At 40.4% G+C, this 19,123-nt stretch carries 15 protein-coding genes; 6 read left to right on the top strand and 9 right to left on the bottom strand.

The genetic code is table 11. The features are described from left to right. Positions 1-218: 218 nt before the first annotated feature. A complete protein-coding gene (locus K6C05_RS00830) occupies positions 219-3,134 on the bottom strand; it encodes a metallophosphoesterase (protein ID WP_296730395.1) in 2,916 nt (971 codons plus the stop codon). Positions 3,135-3,149: 15 nt separating this feature from the next. Then, positions 3,150-4,499, bottom strand: coding sequence for an MFS transporter (locus tag K6C05_RS00825; protein ID WP_296730394.1), 1,350 nt, complete (start codon positions 4,497-4,499; stop codon positions 3,150-3,152). A 437-nt stretch (positions 4,500-4,936) separates the two neighbouring features. On the opposite strand from K6C05_RS00825, the gene K6C05_RS00820 reads away from it, so the two are divergent. From K6C05_RS00820 to K6C05_RS00810, 3 genes are all read left to right on the top strand, one after another. Further along, positions 4,937-5,794, top strand: coding sequence for an AraC family transcriptional regulator (locus K6C05_RS00820; protein ID WP_296730393.1), 858 nt, complete (start codon positions 4,937-4,939; stop codon positions 5,792-5,794). Between the two features lie 165 nt (positions 5,795-5,959). Beyond that, positions 5,960-6,985, top strand: coding sequence for an inositol 2-dehydrogenase (iolG, locus tag K6C05_RS00815; protein ID WP_296730392.1), 1,026 nt, complete (start codon positions 5,960-5,962; stop codon positions 6,983-6,985). 429 nt (positions 6,986-7,414) lie between these two features. Next, positions 7,415-8,362 carry a metallophosphoesterase gene (locus tag K6C05_RS00810; RefSeq protein ID WP_296730391.1) on the top strand — a complete coding sequence of 316 codons (948 nt, stop codon included), beginning with the start codon at positions 7,415-7,417 and terminating at the stop codon, positions 8,360-8,362. A gap of 353 nt (positions 8,363-8,715) precedes the next feature. On the opposite strand, the gene iolE is transcribed toward K6C05_RS00810, so the two are convergent. From iolE to K6C05_RS00780, 6 genes are all read right to left on the bottom strand, one after another. Then, the gene (iolE, locus tag K6C05_RS00805) at positions 8,716-9,603 is read right to left on the bottom strand and encodes a myo-inosose-2 dehydratase (RefSeq protein ID WP_296730390.1); all 888 of its coding nucleotides are present in this window, start codon (positions 9,601-9,603) and stop codon (positions 8,716-8,718) included. 59 nt (positions 9,604-9,662) lie between these two features. Further along, entirely contained in the window at positions 9,663-11,609 is a 1,947-nt protein-coding gene (gene iolD / locus K6C05_RS00800; RefSeq protein WP_296730388.1) for a 3D-(3,5/4)-trihydroxycyclohexane-1,2-dione acylhydrolase (decyclizing), read from the bottom strand. 22 nt (positions 11,610-11,631) lie between these two features. Further along, positions 11,632-12,426, bottom strand: a complete 795-nt coding sequence (locus K6C05_RS00795; protein WP_296730387.1) for a 5-deoxy-glucuronate isomerase — start codon at positions 12,424-12,426, stop codon at positions 11,632-11,634. Continuing rightward, positions 12,423-13,457, bottom strand: a complete 1,035-nt coding sequence (gene iolC / locus K6C05_RS00790; RefSeq protein ID WP_296730385.1) for a 5-dehydro-2-deoxygluconokinase — start codon at positions 13,455-13,457, stop codon at positions 12,423-12,425. The genes K6C05_RS00795 and iolC overlap by 4 nt, the downstream gene beginning before the upstream one ends. A 15-nt stretch (positions 13,458-13,472) precedes the next feature. After that, positions 13,473-14,318 (bottom strand): class II fructose-bisphosphate aldolase, encoded by an 846-nt coding sequence (locus K6C05_RS00785; RefSeq protein WP_296730384.1) that lies wholly within the window; start codon positions 14,316-14,318, stop codon positions 13,473-13,475. Between the two features lie 133 nt (positions 14,319-14,451). Beyond that, positions 14,452-15,603, bottom strand: coding sequence for an iron-containing alcohol dehydrogenase (locus K6C05_RS00780; RefSeq protein WP_296730383.1), 1,152 nt, complete (start codon positions 15,601-15,603; stop codon positions 14,452-14,454). A 312-nt stretch (positions 15,604-15,915) separates the two neighbouring features. Between K6C05_RS00780 and K6C05_RS00775 the strand changes: the two genes are divergently transcribed. From K6C05_RS00775 to K6C05_RS00765, 3 genes are all read left to right on the top strand, one after another. Further along, positions 15,916-16,689 (top strand): DeoR/GlpR family DNA-binding transcription regulator, encoded by a 774-nt coding sequence (locus K6C05_RS00775; protein WP_296730381.1) that lies wholly within the window; start codon positions 15,916-15,918, stop codon positions 16,687-16,689. Positions 16,690-17,008: 319 nt separating this feature from the next. Continuing rightward, a complete protein-coding gene (locus K6C05_RS00770) occupies positions 17,009-17,392 on the top strand; it encodes a hypothetical protein (protein ID WP_296730380.1) in 384 nt (127 codons plus the stop codon). A gap of 62 nt (positions 17,393-17,454) precedes the next feature. Beyond that, positions 17,455-17,817: an MmcQ/YjbR family DNA-binding protein gene (locus K6C05_RS00765; RefSeq protein WP_296730379.1), complete on the top strand. Its 363-nt coding sequence runs from the start codon at positions 17,455-17,457 to the stop codon at positions 17,815-17,817. 154 nt (positions 17,818-17,971) lie between these two features. Here the strand turns inward: K6C05_RS00765 and K6C05_RS00760 are convergent. After that, the coding region (locus tag K6C05_RS00760; protein ID WP_296730377.1) for a BCCT family transporter at positions 17,972-19,123 on the bottom strand (1,152 nt) is incomplete at its 5' end.

Below are 19,123 nucleotides of genomic sequence, written 5' to 3'. Positions count from 1 at the left end.
ACGCCATTGTTCAAATTTTTCTTCTTTAGAAGAAAAATCTTCCAATTAGCGTTTCAACGAGCTGGGAGATATGCTCGCCAGCTGTTGTAGTTTGTTTTCCCCCACCTAAAGAGGAAGGGGACATCTTAAAGCTCGTTATAACAACATTAAAGTGGCAGCTTTTATCTATATGATGAAGGAACGCAAGCCCTAACAGCTGGCGGGCATATAACGACATATCAACCATGGATAATATCCGTATATTCCGGGAAGTCCCGCAATCTGTCATCCTCTTTGAATCCTACCGCACCACTCATTTTCCCTTTAAGCCATGACGGTTTGGTAGACCATATCATCGTAGCAACATCTATCTTGTTGGCAGCTTCTACTTCATATGCCTCAACATCCGCCGTAGCGATTCCCATCTTACCAATACAAGAATCAAATTTTGTGGTGATGCGCAAAAACTGTGCCCTCGGCAAGTCACTTAAATCAATTATATTGTCGCCATCTGTAAGTTGCACCTCAAGGCACCCCCTAACAGAAGTCTGATCATCCGAGACCTCCACTACAGCAATTACGCTTGCCCCAACCGGAACGTGAGCTACAGCAGTCAATTTCCTAAAAGACCATAATTTCTTTTCGCCCATATATTCACGGCTATATACACCTGGATGACGCCATTCTGTAATATGGCACCCCTTGGTTTTAATATTATTAAAATCCAGCCACACTAACAAATTTTCTGATTTTGGTCCCTTAATTTCAGGATTCTGTAACACCTGTTTATTTTCTATTGAAGTCAACGCACTTTTGTAAAAGCGTACCTGTCCGACGGCTGCAGGCAAATGAGTATAATATTTAGGGCGTCCCAATTCCGGAATCACATGCCCAATATACGAATACCCAACAAAAATCGGTTCCGTGGACCATTGTCGCAGACTGGCATTGGATTCAATCCCCGATATATGTGCCACAGCATTTTGGTTGATATAGGATATTCCACCATTCTTCCTGTCGAATGACAGCGTATATTGTGCCCATTCTCCAAGAGCGACAGTTCCGCCTTGCCATGAATATTCAGTTATATCATGGCATGTACCCCATTTCAAACCTCCATTCCGTTCAATAACCATACGCATGAAATAAGTTGCTCCCCATCCGACAGATTTTCCCCGAACCATCAGTGGATTATGACTCATCTCATCGGAATCCGCCAAACGATCAACTCGGGCACAAACCATGCCAGTAAATCCATCCTCTGCCACGAGCTCATTGCTGGCAGGAATTTCAATATAATCGCCCGGATGCACTAATTCTACATATGTTTTGCCCTTTTCTTTTATTACATTGGGATTTCCACGCAAAAAAGCATCGTGTCCATGCCCAGAAGAATCACAAACCAGCGGAACAGCATGAATCCCACCATTTACATATACTGTTTTGGGAGAACAGCTTCCAATGGATACTAAATATTTTCCACTTCGTTCAAAACGATAACTAAACTCCACACAAACTCTTTCATTAGGGCGAAAAGCAATATGTCTGATTTCCTGAATAATGCCATCAATATATAACGGTATCTCAGCTGTAATATAATCATGAGTATTATTAACAGCCTCTACATTGGCCCTAAGGCAATCAGCCTCATCATAATCCCCCAAAGAAGCATGCATATGATTATATGTAATGTTAGGCATATCACATATATTGACCACCTGTTCAGACTCCATTATACGAATGCAGTGCTTCCCTGCCCCCCGAATCCGGTAATAAGCTGTCAACTGCCGTTTCTCCCGTGGCTTTAACACTATCACCCGACTCTCCTCAGGTGGCCCAAATAAATTAAGGTTATTTTTTATCCCATTATCTTCTACAGGCAAGACCACTGCGGCATGACTATTACCAGTATTACATGCCATGACTGTAATTTCCATCATTCCGGTGGTATCTAAGCAACGCATAGTAGGATTAAGCAGCTCAATATGTGCCAATTCATGTGTAATTCGCACTGTATCGACCAGCTTATCCTCCTCCTTCTCCTGAAAGCCATATAATTTATAAACCAACTCTTCCTGTGATACCTCTAGAATGCCATAATTATTATTCCCCATAGCAATAACCTCAGGGAAATCACCTAACAGTCTTTTATCATCCACTCCATAATCCAACTCTGCAGCCGGATCCTGCGTACTCCCCTGACAGACATGTACAGTCCTGCTCCCTATAGCAGGATCTACTGAGACTGATTTTATATAATAGTGAAGATGCCCACCAATAAGCAAATCCACACCACATCGTTCAATAAGTGGTACTATATAACGATTATTAAAAGAATCCGTATATGGATGATGTGTAATCACAATGCGCCATGAAGCATTTTGGGATTTTTCACTTTGCAGATCGTTTTCAATCCACTTAAGATTTTGCCGTATTTTTTCCCGCATCAAGTCATCAACAGTATAACCTGAATTTGCAGCATTCATTTCAAAAAGGCCCCAAGGATTACTATTGACCATGACAATATGAGCCGGTCCATAATCAAAGGAGTAAGTAAATCCTCCATCCGGGGAATTAACACTTTTTGCCTGTGGCTTTGCAAAAAGCCAATCATAAAAAACTCCGTCATCGTGATTACCAGCAATATAATAAGCAGGCAGCCAACGCAAGACATCTTTAATCCTGCTAAACCAATTATTCACATACTGCTCATGCTGATAACCTGTCCCAAAGGAAATATCTCCACCATGCAACAATAAATCCGGGTGATATCTTTTTACCATATTCGAAAACGCATCATGTGTAAAAAATAAATGGGAATCAGATACAGTTACACAGCAAATTTTCTCCGGAGTTTCCTGAAGTGTAGAAAATGAGGCTTTGAGCAGTTCTTGGTCTCCATCCAATATTCTGTATTCATATGTCACTCCACTCAACAGGTCTGATAAAACTGCCGTATAAAGACAGTAACCTTCATCATTATCCGGGCACGCCGGCTCTCTTTCCATAATTGGTATGACGGAAAATGCTTCTCCATCTGCAGTTTGATAGCTCAATATTAATTCCATAGGAGCATCTGTCTCCCATGCCAGGGTAATCTGATTGGTCGTTGGGGCCAAAAGCCACGGTCCATTGGCTATCTGATTAATATTCATACCCATTCCTCCCAATCAGGCGTGTTTCTCTTCCTTATTGACCTTTTTAGCCCAAAGCGTTGGTACCACCAATAATGTCATGACAGCTACAGAGCCCATCCAAAATGCCATAAGCGTATCAAAATTATATGAAACCTGATCATTAACAATTGTTTGTGCAGATGACATCAAAAAGCCATTAACAATATCTTGCAGTGCAGCACCTCCATAGGCCATCAGCCCAATAACTCCCATAGCAGCGCCTGTTGCCTTGCGTGGACATAAATCAACTGCCAAAAGGCCACCGACAAAACTAAGACAACCACCCAAGCCAAAGCCAAATACGGCCACACACAATGCAGCCATCGATGGCTGCCCTGCCGGAACAAGACAAACCCCAGATATACCTGCAAACATAATACAACCAAAAACAATGGTTGTAACAGAATGGTGAGACTTAAAGATTCTATCAGAGATAATGCCTGACAGACATCCTCCTATACCACCCAAAACAGGTGAAAGAGACATTATACTTCCTGCAGTAACCAAATCAAACCCTTTATCCTCCTGAAGGAAAATCACACCCCAACTGCTTATAGAATAGCGGGAAATCCCAAGACAAATGGCGGCAATCCCCAAGAGCCAAACATATGGATTTTTCAACACCATCAGCTGTGCTTCTTTTTTAGATACAGACTGCTCTTTTTTCTCCTGTACGGCTTCTCCTTCAAATTCATTGGCGCTAGGTAAACCATATGTTTCAGGACGGTCACGCATAAAATAATACATTATAAATGCCAAAACCACACATAAAAGCCCTGGAAATAAAAAAGCCGCATGCCACCCAAAGGATACAATAATAACAGCTGTTACCAAATAAGTCATACCCTCACCCACATAATGGGCAATATTGAACAATCCGTAATATGTCGCTAATTGGCTTTTCGAAAACCACTGAGATAAGGATACTGTACACGGAGCCGATCCCATAGATTGAAAACAACCATTTACAAACCAAAGCACAAGAAATACCAGATAATTGTCCGCCAGGCCCAAAACTACATTAACCAGTGCCGCCCCCAACAAACCGAGTGGTACAATTTTTTTAATGTTACAATAATCAGCTATAAAACCGTTGGCACATTTACCAACAGCTATAGCTATAAGCATCCCCGCACCAATAAGGCCTAATTGGGTAGGGGTGAACCCAGCTTCAATCATCGGTTTTTTTGCCACCCCTAAAGTCATACGCATAACATAGTACATACCATAGCCAAAAATCATGGCACTTACAGCCTGAATACGAGCAGAATGATACATTTTCTTAACCAATGACGCATCTTGAATACGCGGTTTATCTGCTCCTGTCAAAAACCATTTAAACATTTATAACCTCTCCCTTATTTTTATTATAACGCTATTATTCAAATTATTCCTCAATGAAGAATAATTTTTCGGGTAGCGTTTTTGTTGGAATAACTCTATATCCCAGGCAGCGCTATAATTAGTCCCCTTGAAAAAATTTATTAGCTTGCTACTACTGGTAATAAAAGCAATTATTTACATATTTCAAAAAACAACTAGTTTTTTTTTGCAAGATTTGCTAATATATAGGTGGTCAATTTATGCTTATTTCCATTTAGTTTTAATCATAAAATATGCATTACATTGTCTCTTTATTGCCATTATAGATAAAATTTCGGTAATAAACCTTTGAATTCTTGCTCTTTTTTATTTATAAGCATAAATAGGTTAAGTCTTAGTCAATATGCAGGAATCAAAACCTATATGCCTTGGAAACAAAGGTATAGAGAGGAGGATATATGGTACAATCATCTGAATTTATCTCAAGTAACAGTATTTTTGCGGCTCATACCCAACCACAGCTACAATATGTGTGCAAAGAAGGCATTGAGGCACTGAAGGCTGCACACACTTTACAGTCACAGCCTGAAACAGCTGAATTAATTATTATCGTGGCAGGACATGGCCGCTACATGATTGATGACCACATATATGACATAAAAAAAGGCAATATCCTGCTAATCAACGCCGGAATATTGCACGGACTATGTCCAGAAGAAGCCCCTCAGCTGGAAACATATCATATAGGAATTAAAGCCCTTCATCTTAACGGGTCACCCCCAGGACAATTAATAAATAAAGATACGGTACCGGTTTTGACAGCTGAAGAATACTTCACTTTAATACAAAACTTTTTATTACTGCTTGATACATTAACCGATGTACCAGAAAAATCATCGCTACAGGAAATACAAGATAACATTCTGGCAGCATTGCTTACTGTCATCACGCGTATAATAAATCATTCAAGCCGACCTAATGCTCATTTACCGGAATATAATCTTGGACTACATATAAAAGAGTACATCGATGAACATTATCTGGAGGATTTAAAATTAAGTGATATTGCAGCTGCCCTACATATTAATCCATATTATATGTCCCATACCTTCAAAAAAGTTGTAGGTTATTCTCCTATACAATATATGATCAGGAGAAGGATTGGCGAGTCGCAAAATCTCCTGATTAATACAGGCTATACCATAACTGATATAGCCCTACGGTGTGGATATAACAATTCAAATTATTTTCAGGCCGTTTTTAATTCTATTGTCGGTATGCCACCAGGGCGCTATCGAAAAACATGGCGACAATAACAAAATTGTACTCCAGCTTTTTTAGCAATATTTTATAGGTTTTATAACCATGTTCCACTTATAATAGTCCTATCGATCCTTTAGGATAAACACTCTTTAAAATGGCTACATCAGCATAATGGCTGATCAGCATATATTATTAATTTGAAAGGCGGTTTATAAAACATGATTAACATTGGAATTATTGGTGCAGGCCGCATTGGCCGTGTCCACGGTGAAAGCATCACAAAATATGTGCAGGATGCTCGTGTCAAAGCAATAGCTGATCCATTCCTTAACGATCAGACAAAAGCTTGGGCAAAATCCATGGGCATTGAAGAATGTTATACCGATTATAAAAAGATTCTCTCAGACGCATCAATAGAAGCTGTTCTTATTTGCGCTTCTACTGATCAGCATTCTCCACTATCCATTGAGGCTTTGAAGGCAGGTAAGCATGTATTTTGCGAAAAGCCGATTGACCATGATGTAAACAAAATCAAAGAAGTATTGGATGTGGTCAAGGAAAGCGGAAAAAAATATCAGGTTGGATTTAATCGGCGGTTTGACCACAACTTTAAGGCAATTCACGAAGCTGTAGCCGCAGGAAAAATAGGCAAGCAGCAGATTATTAAAATTACATCCCGTGATCCGGAACCACCTTCCATAGATTATGTAAAAACATCCGGTGGAATTTTCCTGGATATGACAATTCACGATTTCGATATGGTCCGCTTCCTTTCAGGCTCAGAAGTTGAAGAAGTATACGCCGAAGGCTCTGTAACTGTTGATCCAAAAATTGGCGAAGCAGGTGATGTAGATACTGCAATTATCACACTAAGACTTTCCAATGGGGCAACAGCCGTCATTGATAACTGTCGTGCATCATGCTATGGATATGATCAACGGGCAGAAGTTTTTGGTGATAAAGGATGTATATCCATATCCAATGATACCGGTTCAAATGCTGTGTTTAGTGGAAAAGATGGTGTAATCGCTGAAAAGCCTATGTTCTTTTTCCTGGAACGCTACATGCAGGCCTATGCCAGTGAAGTTGAACAATTTGTCGATGCCATTGTCAATGACAAAGCTGTCCCGGTGAATGCCAATGATGGATTACAGCCTGTTCTTATTGGCTTGGCTGCAAAAAAATCCATGAATGAGCATCGTCCTGTAAAACTCAGTGAAATACGTGAGTCCTATGGGCTTTAATTCATATCAGAATTCTATTGTATGAAACACTGGCCTGCTACACGGCTGCAGGAAATAAAACAAAATAAATAAAATCAAGCATTTCTCCAATCCAACACCGCGTAGCGAGCCTTTTTTTCAAGGTATCAGGTATTCATTCATATTAATGAATATTTAAATAATAACTATTTAATACTCCAACATTTTAATACTTCCTCATTTTATATTTTGTTATTACCAGTCAGTACAATACACTTGACTGGTTCTTTTTTCACAAAGCCGCCCAACAACTTATATCCCATTGCAACCACGGCGAATTCTTAAAAAAATCTTAATGTAAAATATATTGTTTGTTGAGTAATGCTTGAAATCAGCACATAAATCAATACATATAATTATCATCTATTGCAAGGAGGTAATATCATGCTACGACGGGATTTTTTAAAATGGATGTTCTGTTCAGCCGGATTAATAACAGCTGACTATATTTTGCGCCCTTTTAAATCCTTTGCATCAGGCAATCTAAAATCGGATCCTTATCATATTCTGTTACTTAGTGACCTTCATCTTCCCTGGAAGCCAAATAAATATACTACCCTTGCGGACCAACAACAGGTTTGGGAGAGCAAGCAGTCCATGCTGTCTAACATTAACAGCTGGAATGATGTAGATGAAGCTGCTATCTTAGGTGATTTAGCGGCTAGATATGGGAACGAAGATGAATTTGCCTGTGTTGATGACTTTCTTGATAATCTAAGAATGCCTTGGTATGCAATTGCCGGTAATCATGATTATGTATATAGAGATACCCCTGATGCACAAGGTAATTTACAGATAGGCACTCATGACGAAAAAATTGCAAAACTTGCGGCCTTTAACAAACGATATCATTTACCCGCCATGTATTACGGTCGATCAATTGGCAAATACAGGCTGTTGTACCTGGCCCCTGATGCATGTGGTGATTTAAAGATTGAACTATCAGCCCAGCAGCTTGACTGGCTAAAAAAGGAAATCTCAGCGCACCAGCATGGCCCGATAATATTCCTTTGTCATGCACCTCTAATGGGAACACTTCAAACATATAAAAAGAAAATTAATACCCCGCATACCACAGCCCAACCAGCGGATAAACTACAGGAAATCCTAAATAACTGCCCAGAAGGAAGTCTTTGGGTATCCGGGCATACCCATACGCCACCGAAAAATAACAGTTTTGCCGATGACAGAATAAACCGATTCAATAAAAACCTGGTTAATATTCACAATCCAGCAGTTGATAAAAAACATATTTATACAAATTCCTTATATCTATATGAGCATAAGATTGTAGTAAGAACCTATGACCACCGTGATAATGCCTGGGTAAAAAAATTCGATAGAGTTTACAACAATTAAAATCTTGCTCCTGTGATGCAAGCAGCTATCTACTGGGATAAAGCCCGATTATCACGCCCCTGTTCATATTTTTCTTGTTCAAAAGAAAATATTCCACTCAATGTTATCTCCAGGCACTCCATCACAGCAAAAAGCGCTTACTTGTTTTTAAGTAAGCGCTTTTTGACATTTGAAATAATCAACAATTAGTTTAATATAAATAAAAGGAGTCATTTGAGGAAGACTATTGCTGCAGAAGGAAAAGAATACAATCTATATTTCAAATAAAAGCAATAGCTCATCACTACACGAAGCGGCGGATACCTTTAATCTCAATATAACCAAAAGGCTCCTTGCCGTATCAAGTATATGATTTAAATATGGGCCTTATCCCGAATGTATTTCCGGGCCTTAATAGCATATTCCAACGGATTGGCCTTTGCAGGATCCTGCTCAGCTTCAACAATGAACCACCCATCATAGTCACTTTTATTGATAATATCAAAAATCGGTTCAAAGTCTATATCACCATCTCCGGGAACAGTAAACATTCCTGCACGAACACCATCCAAAAAGCTCATATTTTCATCTTTAACCTTATTGCGCACTGACATGCGAATATCCTTAAGATGAATATGCCGAATTCGTGGCAAATATTCCTTGAGGATATCAAGATAATTTTCTCCAGAGCACACCAGATGGCCAGTATCATAAAGCAGGAATACCAATTCAGGATCAGTATCACGCATAAGTCTGTCTATTTCAGCGGAAGTCTGAACTCCGGTCCCCATATGATGATGATAAGTCATGGTCAGCCCAATCTTCTTAGCCACCGCACCCAGCTTATTCAGGCCTTCAGTGAGAAGTTTCCACTGTTCCTCAGTATTTACCGGCTTACCGGCAAATACCGGTGTATTAATTTGCCCCTGAACACTATTGCCCTGCTCAGCCACATTACAAAACCTTGCACCCATCGCTTTTAAAAATTCACAGTGCGCAATAAAATCTTTTTCTACCTGCTCATATGACTGAGTCAACAAAAAAGAGCTGAACCAAGCACTAGCGATTTGCATTCCACGCAAACCAAGTGCCTTCTTTAACACTTCAGGATCTTTAGGATATTTATTTCCTACCTCACAACCGGTAAAACCAGCCAGGGCCATTTCACTTACACACTGCTCAAAAGTATTTTCAGCGCCAAGATCTGGCATATCATCATTAGTCCAGGCAATAGGTGCAATACCCAATTTAATATTTGCCATCTGACAACCCTCCAACCTCATTATATTATTTATTGTTCGAAATTATCCTTGCTTTGTTATTAGTATTTTCTGGCCTTGGTAATATTAGGCTCCATGAGATTTTCCCAACAATCCTGGATTTTTTTGCTCTTGGATACCTGGGCAACACCTACGCGCCACCAGTCACCATAACCATGTATCATGGTCTTTGGTAACACTTTACAATCTATAAGGGTAGATACTGTCTGCTTCTTAGCATCTTCCAGCGCTGCCTTCAGCTCTTCTACAGTGTGTACCTTATATGTCTTGCACCCATATGAAGCTGCATTCATGGCAAAATCGATTGGAACAAAACCACCATCCAATTGACCACTTATTTCATTACGAAAACGGAACTCTGTCCCGAATGTTTCCTGCCCATGACCAATCTCCAAATTGTTGATGCATCCATTCATCATATTGTCAAACACAATAACATTTATCTTAGTATGTTCCTGAATCGAAGCTGGCAATTCAGAATGCAGCATCATATATGCCGCATCTCCTACCAGGGCATATACCTCACGATCAGGCTCTGCATACTTTACTCCTAAAGCAGCATTTACCTCATACCCCATGCAGGAAAATCCATACTCCAGATGATAACTATCCACAGATTTAGCACGCCAAGCCCGCTGCAAATCACCTGGCAAACTCCCAGAAGCGGCGACTATAACTGCATTTTTATCAATATTTTCATTGACAATTCCCAATACCTGCGACTGAGTCAGACTGCTGCCAGTTAGCTTTATAAACTCCTTGCTCCCTGACCTGAAATCATAGTCATCATTTACCTCCGGAATAAAATCGTCACCTGTATAAGAAACATGATACAGTCTATCAACCTCAGCATCGTACTCAGCCCGGACTTTTTTAATCTCATCAGTATACCCAGATTTCCATCCCGTCTTGGCCAGTGCAGTGTCCAAAGCCTGCAGTGCTGCCTGCGCATCCCCAAGCACCTGAACACCATCCATCTTATAGGCATGGAATCTTGATATATTAATATTGATAAATTCTACTTCTGGATTTTGATAAAGCCATTTAGATGAGGTAGTAAAATCCGTATACCGGGTACCTACACCGATGATTACATCAGCCTCTTTTGCCAACTTATTAGCTGCCAAACAGCCTGTCTCACCGATGCCTCCCACATTGAGCGGTTCTTCCCAAGTGATAATCCCCTTGCCTGCCTGGGTCTCTCCGAAAGGAATGTTATATTTTTTGGCAAAATCCAACAGAGTTTGCTCGGCTTCAGAATACTTAACACCACCACCGCAAATAAGCAGCGGCTTCTTTTTCCTCTTGAGTACTTCAACCGCCTCTTTAACAGCACGCTCTACCGGAACAGGTCGATCGATATGATGAACTCGTTTTTGAAAGAAATACTCCGGATAGTCATAAGCCTCACCCTCTACATCCTGTGGTAATGCCAGGCATACTGCACCTGTATCTGCAGGATCTGCCAATACTCGCATGGCATTAACAGCGGCCTGCATAAGTATTTCAGGTCTGGTTATTCTATCCCAATACTTACAGACTGCCTTAAAGGCATCATTAGTAGTAACAGATAAATTATTAGGCTGTTCCATCTGCTGTAACACTGGATCTGGCTGGCGATCCGAATAAGTATCCCCTGGTAAAAATAGTACCGGAATACAATTAGCCGTAGCTGTACCTGCAGCGGTCACCATATTGGCAGCACCCGGTCCCACTGATGAGGTACAGGCAAACATCTTTTTACGGCGTTTTTGCTTTGCAAATCCCATTGCAGCCAAGGACATTCCCTGCTCATTTCTCCCCTGATGAACAACCAGATGTCCTGGATCTTCCTGAAGAGCTTGTCCTAAGCCTAATACATTCCCATGGCCAAAAATACCAAATACACCTTCAAACATAGGTGTTTCCCGACCATCGAATTCTATATACTGGTTATTGAGGAACTTCACAAGAGCCTGACCCACTGTGAGACGAATTGTCTTTGCCATATTATTATCCCCCTTATCGAATTTATTTTTTTGGTGCCCAAATCTCGGCATCTGGATTATTGAGCCATACATGCTCCGGCAAGTCATTACGGGTCTTTTTCCAAGGATTATCTGGCAGATGACGAATCATCCAGCTGTACCACATGGCATACCCTGGTGCTGTAACCTGCGGATGCATATATCCCCCTGTAAGCTCTGACCAACTATTATGTGTGATTTTAAACGCGTTATCACCAATAAAGCAGGCACCAAAACCCTGTGTATGGTCAAATTTATAAGTATAAACCTCTGGTTGAGGATGATTATGCGGAATGTACCCAGACCAGCGTCCCGGACTATTTATGACCTCGCCATTAACCATATTGGAATATGGCGCATTATCATAATCAAAAATAGTGCGCACCGTGCGCTCAGCAGTTCCATTCCACATCCCTTGCCCAAAAACATCAGCCTGTACATCTTCAGGTTGATAAAATTTAGGTTCGAAGTTCTTATCATTTACAGTCTTCTGTATCAAAACCTCTGCGCCATGTGTCAAAGCTTTAATTACAACCTTGATTCCATGCGGTACATGTAAGCAGTAAGGATTCTGATCAAACAATGATTCACGATGCATCTTTTCTGTCCTGTCATTCCAGGAAATCTCAACTGTACCTACCAAAATTACAAACGCAGTTTCCTGTAAATCATCATGAAATTCAACTACTTCATTATTATCAAAAAGCTGATATCCGATGTCCATAAGCATATCACTTTCACGGGTTGTCATGGCATTATAACCATGCTTCAGCTCTGTTCCTAAACGTCCAAATCTCATAGTCTATCCCCCCAGGCCAACTCCGTAATAACCTTTTCATTTTCATGCTCTTTCATAAAAGCATCGATCTGCTCCACAGTCTTCATTGCCTCTGAACAACTGTGGCTTGCCACGACCATAGCTGCATGAGCAGTTCCATGTTGAAGAGACTCCGGTACACTCCAGCCTTCCAACAAACCATATACGAAGGCACTGCCATATGCATCGCCTCCACCGAAGGATTTCAGCAACTTGATATGGTATGACTCCACCTTATAAACCTTCTTATCAGCAGTATACGCCAAAGACCCCTTTTTCCCATGCTTTATAATAACGATTTTATTTCCATAGGAAATATATTTTTCTGCCAGTACATGATCAGCAGGCTCATTGGCGTCCTCTGGTAAAAGCTCAGTAAGGTTCACCTCATCACGAGAACCGATAATAACATCACTCAGTTTCGCTACTATTGAATAGTATATGGAAATCTCCTCTTTTGACTTCCAGCTATACGGCCGGTAATCAATGTCAAAAATAATCTTTGTACCATGTTTCTTCGCAAACTGAGCTGCCAGGAGGCAGGCTTCACGGGAAGGACTGGCTGCCAAAGCTGTCCCGGAAATAATAAGAATTTTTGAATCTGCAATATATTCCTCACTGACATCCTGAGGGCTTATTTGTAAATCAGCCACTTCATTGCGGTACATGAGAATGCTGCTTTCAGTTTCACTTTTAATCTCGGTGAATGTGAGGCCCATGCGTTCACCATGCTTTGCCCGCACCATATTACTGGTGTCAATGCCCCTATCATTAAAATAATTTATTACAAAATCACCAAACTGATCATCAGACACACAACCAATAAATCCTACTTTTTTACCCAACTTGTTAATACCAACAGCCATATTTCCTGGAGAGCCACCCAAATACATGGAAAAAGTCTTCACCTTATCCAGCGTACGGTTAAGTTCATTTGGATTGAAATCAAGGGTCACACGCCCAATGAGTACCACATCCCGTTTTTTATTCTGGTCGAATTCGATCAATGCCATTCAAACAAGTCCTCCTCACGCCTTATTCTCTACACCAAATATATACATATGTTTTTTAATATTTTCACAGGTACCCTGAACTATTGCATCACTAAAGTCGAAATAATTTGCCTTCGGCTTTTCACCATAAACGGTCTTTATCATCGTTGCCGAACTGTCATAAGACGCCGTAGCTATATTTATCTTCTTTATGCCGCGCCTGTAACAATTTCTGAAATCATCTGCTGTCAGGCCTGTTCCGCCATGTAATACCAGAGGACACTCTGTTACCTCAGATATTTCCTGTAATCTGTCCAACCTGAGTTGAGGTTGTTCACGGTAATTACCGTGAGCAGTTCCAATAGCCACCGCCATGGCATCAATACCAGTTTCCAAAGCAAACCTTTTGGCTTCATTCACATCGGTTACGAGCACATCCACACTTTGATAGTCGCCCTCAGCACCGCCAACACATCCAATTTCACCCTCTACTGCGGCGCCCTGAGCATGGGCCAATTCCACAACCTCTTTTGTACGGGCAATATTTTCGTCAAGGGGATATTTTGACCCATCAAACATAACAGATGTAAAACCAAGGGACAAGGCCAATTTAATAGTTTCCAATGTGCTTCCATGGTCAAGATGAACTGCAGTCGGTACTTTGCAGTCCTTTGCCGCAGCCAGCATGACAGGTCCCAATAATTTCAAGGGCGAATAACGAAGACGCCCCTCTGCAATCTGTAAAATAATTGGGGCCTTTAATTCTTCAGCTGCTTTCATTGCTCCCATAGCCATTTCCATATCCGAAACATTGAATGCTCCTATTGCGTAAGAGTTGTCACCGTATGGGGGAAACAGCTCGGTCATTTTTACAAGTGGCATATAATAATCTCCTATTTCCTTTAATAGTATACATTTCCTATTATCTATACAAGATTTATGCAATGATGGAATCCATTTATTTCCATCCGGCTATATAACGAAATTCATTAAAGTATGTCATAACCTTTTGTAATTAGAACAGTTTCTTATATATTCCTATAATGTCCTCTTTATCCGGTATACGCATGGTATTCTGTGGACTACCACTTTCTAACGCATCATCAGCCATTTTATCCAGGTTAACCATAAATTCATCCTTGTTTACACCTAATTCAGCCAATGTAGGTATTTTTAATTCTTTACAGAATTTTGCAACTTCACCAACAAAAGCATGCGCAGCTTGGGCATCAGGTGTATTAATATCCGCAACCCCCATCATTCGACCCAAATCCGCAAAGCGTTCTATATTTCCCTCTACAGCAAATTCCAAACAAGCAGGTAAAAGCACTGCATTTGAAACGCCATGGGCTATATGGAAAAGTGCACCTATTGGTCTGCTCATGCCATGCACAATAGTAACGGATGAATTATTAAAGGCAATACCTGCTTCCAAAGCCCCTTCTGACACCTTTAATCTGGCTTCCATATTGTCACCATCATTAAAGCAGGTCAAAAGATTTTGATGAATCTTTTGGAACGCAGAACGAGCAAAAATATCTGACATTGGCTGTGCCCTTCGGGATGTATAAGCTTCAATAGAATGTGTCAAAGCATCAATACCTGTGGCTGCAGTTATCTTTGGCGGAACCGTAAGCGTAAATGAAGGATCAATAACAGCAAGCGCAGGTATGATAGATGAGCCTCCCAATAACATTTTTACATTTGTTTCTGTATCAGAAATTATCGTATTTTTAGTTGCTTCAGAACCCGTACCGGCCGTTGTTGGAATTGCTACAAGATATGGCACACGCATATCAATAGATTTATGCATATAATCCCGTAACTTACCTGAGCTCACGGACATAAATGCGATTGCCTTCGCTGTATCCATTGGACTACCGCCACCCAAGGCAATTATAAAATCACATTTTTCTTCTTTATAAACCTTAAGGCCAGCATCTACAATTAAATCCGTAGGCTCAGTATTGGCACCATCATAAATTACATATGCTATATCGCATTTTTTGAGAGCAGTTTCAACCTTTACAATGTTACCGGATTTAACCATGAAAGAATCTGTAACAATCAGCGCTTTATTACCTTTCCCCTTGATATGATCTCCTAATTCACTGATTACATCATTCCCTGAAATAATCTTCTGTGGCATCAAAAATGTATTTCCCATATTTTCACTCCTCTAAATCAGCCCTTATTTGCTGACAATATTTTGCTAACTTTATGGTTATAATTTAATACTTTTAAGTTCACATGTCAATCCTATTTTTGCCAACAATTTTTATTTCATTTCGATATATAAATTAGCTATTTTATTTTAACTACCTTGAAAACTCTAATTCTTCCCAGAAAGAAGCCTTGTACATTTTCTAAAACCCTTGTATAATAGTAGCATATAAATATGTGCATAATGTTATTAAACATTTGCACACTTTCTGGTCATCCCTCAAACTACATAAAAAGAAAAGCAGGTGAGAAAAACATGAAAATTAATCGTATTCAAAAGATACGCGAATTATTGGAGGATACCCATAATGTTTCAATCAATACACTTTGCGAAACATTTAATGTTTCAAAATACACCATACGCCGGGATATTAATGAACTGGAAAAAGCTGGCTTTCTAAAAAAAGTGTATGGTGGTGTAGTACTAAAAAAACAGGAGCATTCATCACCTGAGCCCTTCTCTCTCCGCGAAAACCGCAATGTCCAGCAAAAAAAGGAAATAGCCCGGATTGCAGCCTCTTTAGTACAGGATGGCGATATTATCTATATCGATTCCGGTACTACAACAATGCATATGCTTCCATTTCTGGTTAAGCATCAGCATTTGACAATCGTAACTGCAAGCGTATATGTCATTAATGCAGCAGCTGCATTAAATCAATTCAACCTTATTGCCACCGGCGGTACTCTTTACATGCCATCCATGGCGTTTGTAGGGCCATCTGTCTTAAACTGCCTTAAGGATTACAACATATCAAAAGCCTTCATGGCCAGTACAGGGGTCTCTATTGAACATGGCGTAACAAACGCCTCTCCACTGGAAAGCGAAATAAAACGCAGCCTTATTCAAAAACCTGCAAAAAAATATTTGCTTGCAGATACTTCCAAATTAGATATTGCTTCCCTTATAAGTTATTGTGATTTGCGGGATCTTGACGGTGTCGTTATGGAAAAAACACCTCCATCCCGATATATCGATTATTTTAAGCAAAATAATGTTGCCCTTCTTACCAAGGACACCACACGATAACTTACTAAAAAATCACTGTCCCTATCGCCATTTAATAGGTGAGAAAATATTCTTGGCACTATTTAAATCTTATTTTTCATCCTGATAGACAAGAAAAACAGCTTATACCTTGCTAAACTAAATAAGATAAACAAGAGTGGCATCTATTTCCATGGATGCCGCTCTTATTTATCCTGATTGTTTCTACAGGCTGCAGCGACAGCCTGTTTTGTATTGAAAAATTGTTAAATTTATCCATACTGATAAAAGGATTAAAACAATATTTATAGAAGCTATCAATATGGATTCATTTGTCACCTATAAAAGGAGGCCTGTCATCATGAAAAAAATAGCATTCTTTTTTGTTTTTGTGGCCTGCATTATTCTTTTTAGTCCTTCCCAAAGATGTGCTGCAGAGGATATATGGGTAGACCATTGGGAGGATGTGGGTTATGACATTTATGTAATGAATGATACTATTGTCAAAGGACATAATGCGGATTACATCAGCTTTATGGTAACGGTGAAGCAGGTGGAGGATGACACGCTGACCAATGTACTTGTTTGCCAATTCCAAAAATGGCCTGGTGATGCCTGGAGGATGAGAAACAGCGAAAGCGAGGGCACAAATTTTTCGGCAGTAGCTTGCCATGACCCAATTTATGAGTATTGTATGAACCGCCTCGGCTGGGAATACACCACGGACAATGGATTGTATTATTAAGGTAAGCTTCAAAGCTGTTGATTTTTATCTCAAAAATAACAAATTCAGAGAGCAGGTATACCATGACCAAAAAACAAGCTGTAGCATATATAAAAAGTGCCTATGGAACAGATGCGGATTATCCATGGGAAGACATTGACGCCTTTGTATTCCGCCATCGTATCAGCAAAAAATGGTTTTGTCTTTTTATGGATGTACCAGCAAGTTGCCTAGGTTTAAATGAACAAAAAACCATTACCATAATCAATCTGAAGGTTCCCAAAGCCTTGCGGGAGGATTTGCTTCGCGAAGAAGGTATTCATCCTGCCTATCACATGAACAAACAACACTGGATCAGTCTTGACTTACGCAAGGCAACCAAAAAGATGCTGGAGGTGCTGATGGATATCAGCTTTAAAGCAACCGCCATGAAAAAGGATTTATAATGAAGCGGAACATGTATCCTTGTTGTCCTGCAAACAAAAACCTGGCTGTTTACAGCCAGGTTTTCTTGAGTGGCAGATAATTCCACTCCCATTGACTTTATTATTTTATATTCTCTACCAAGCGCCTTTTGGGTTATCCGCATGACCCCTGGCATCATGTATCCTCATAAGAGCGGAATGGTGCATCCTTTTCCGGGTAAGTTTCCGGTTTTAGATACAGCCCCATCTCTTTTTGTTCATGACGAATCTCCGTATACAAAGCAACCATCATCAATATGATTACCACAGAAAATGGCAGGGCAATTATCATCAATACATTCTGCAAAGCCCCCAATCCACCGGCTGCCAGCAATATCGCTGCTATAGAAGCAATAATAATCCCCCAGGTCACCTTTGTGCGAACCTGTGGAAACAGGGTACCGTTTTCTGACAGCATTGCCAAGACATGTGTAGCAGAATCTGCTGAGGTGATGAAAAAACAAAACACTAACACTACAGCCAGTATCGACAAGGTCATACCTAAAGGATATGAGTTGAATACTCCAAACAGCACCTGCTCCGATGTAAGCTGAGCCAAAGCATGATTAACGTCATAGGCATCAGCCGCCAAAACGCCAAAGACTGAAAACCACAAGAAGCTGAACATCGTAGGTATCAACAGCACATGAGTCAAAAATTCCCTGATGGTTCTGCCTTTAGATATACGGGCGATAAAAATACCAACAAAAGGAGCCCAGGACAACCACCAAGCCCAGTAGAAAATAGTCCATTTCTCTATCCAGGCATGATGAGCTGCATCAAAGGCCGCAGTCCGGAAGCTCATACGGATAAACATCTGGAAATAGGAGCCGATTGTGTCCACAAAAGCATTCATAATGTGCACTGTGGGCCCTACGGCTAATACAAAGGCCGTCAGAAGCAGTGCAATCCACACATTGATATTAGACAGGACCTGTATCCCCCGGTCTACCCCTGTAACCGCCGACAACAAAAAACAAGCTGTGGCAACGAAGATAATAATTATCTGTACCGAGAAATTCTCCGGAATATCAAATAGATATCCCAGGCCACTGTTAATCTGAACAGCACCAAATCCCAAGGTAGTTGCCACACCAATTGCTGTAGCAACCAGGCATATCATGTCTATCAGCTTACCGGGCCATCTTTCGGTCCACTGTAAAAATAACGGTTTCAATGTAACAGAAAGAAGACTGCGTTCCTTTTTCCTGAATTTAAAATACGCCAGGGATAACGCCACAATAGCATATACCGCCCAGGCATGAATCCCCCAATGAAAAAAGGAATA

The sequence above is a fragment of the Anaerovibrio sp. genome, from assembly GCF_024697385.1.
Classification (GTDB): Bacteria; Bacillota; Negativicutes; order Selenomonadales; family Selenomonadaceae; genus Anaerovibrio.
Note: the sequence above shows the minus strand (reverse complement) of the source record. Positions and strands in the feature narration are given on the sequence as shown.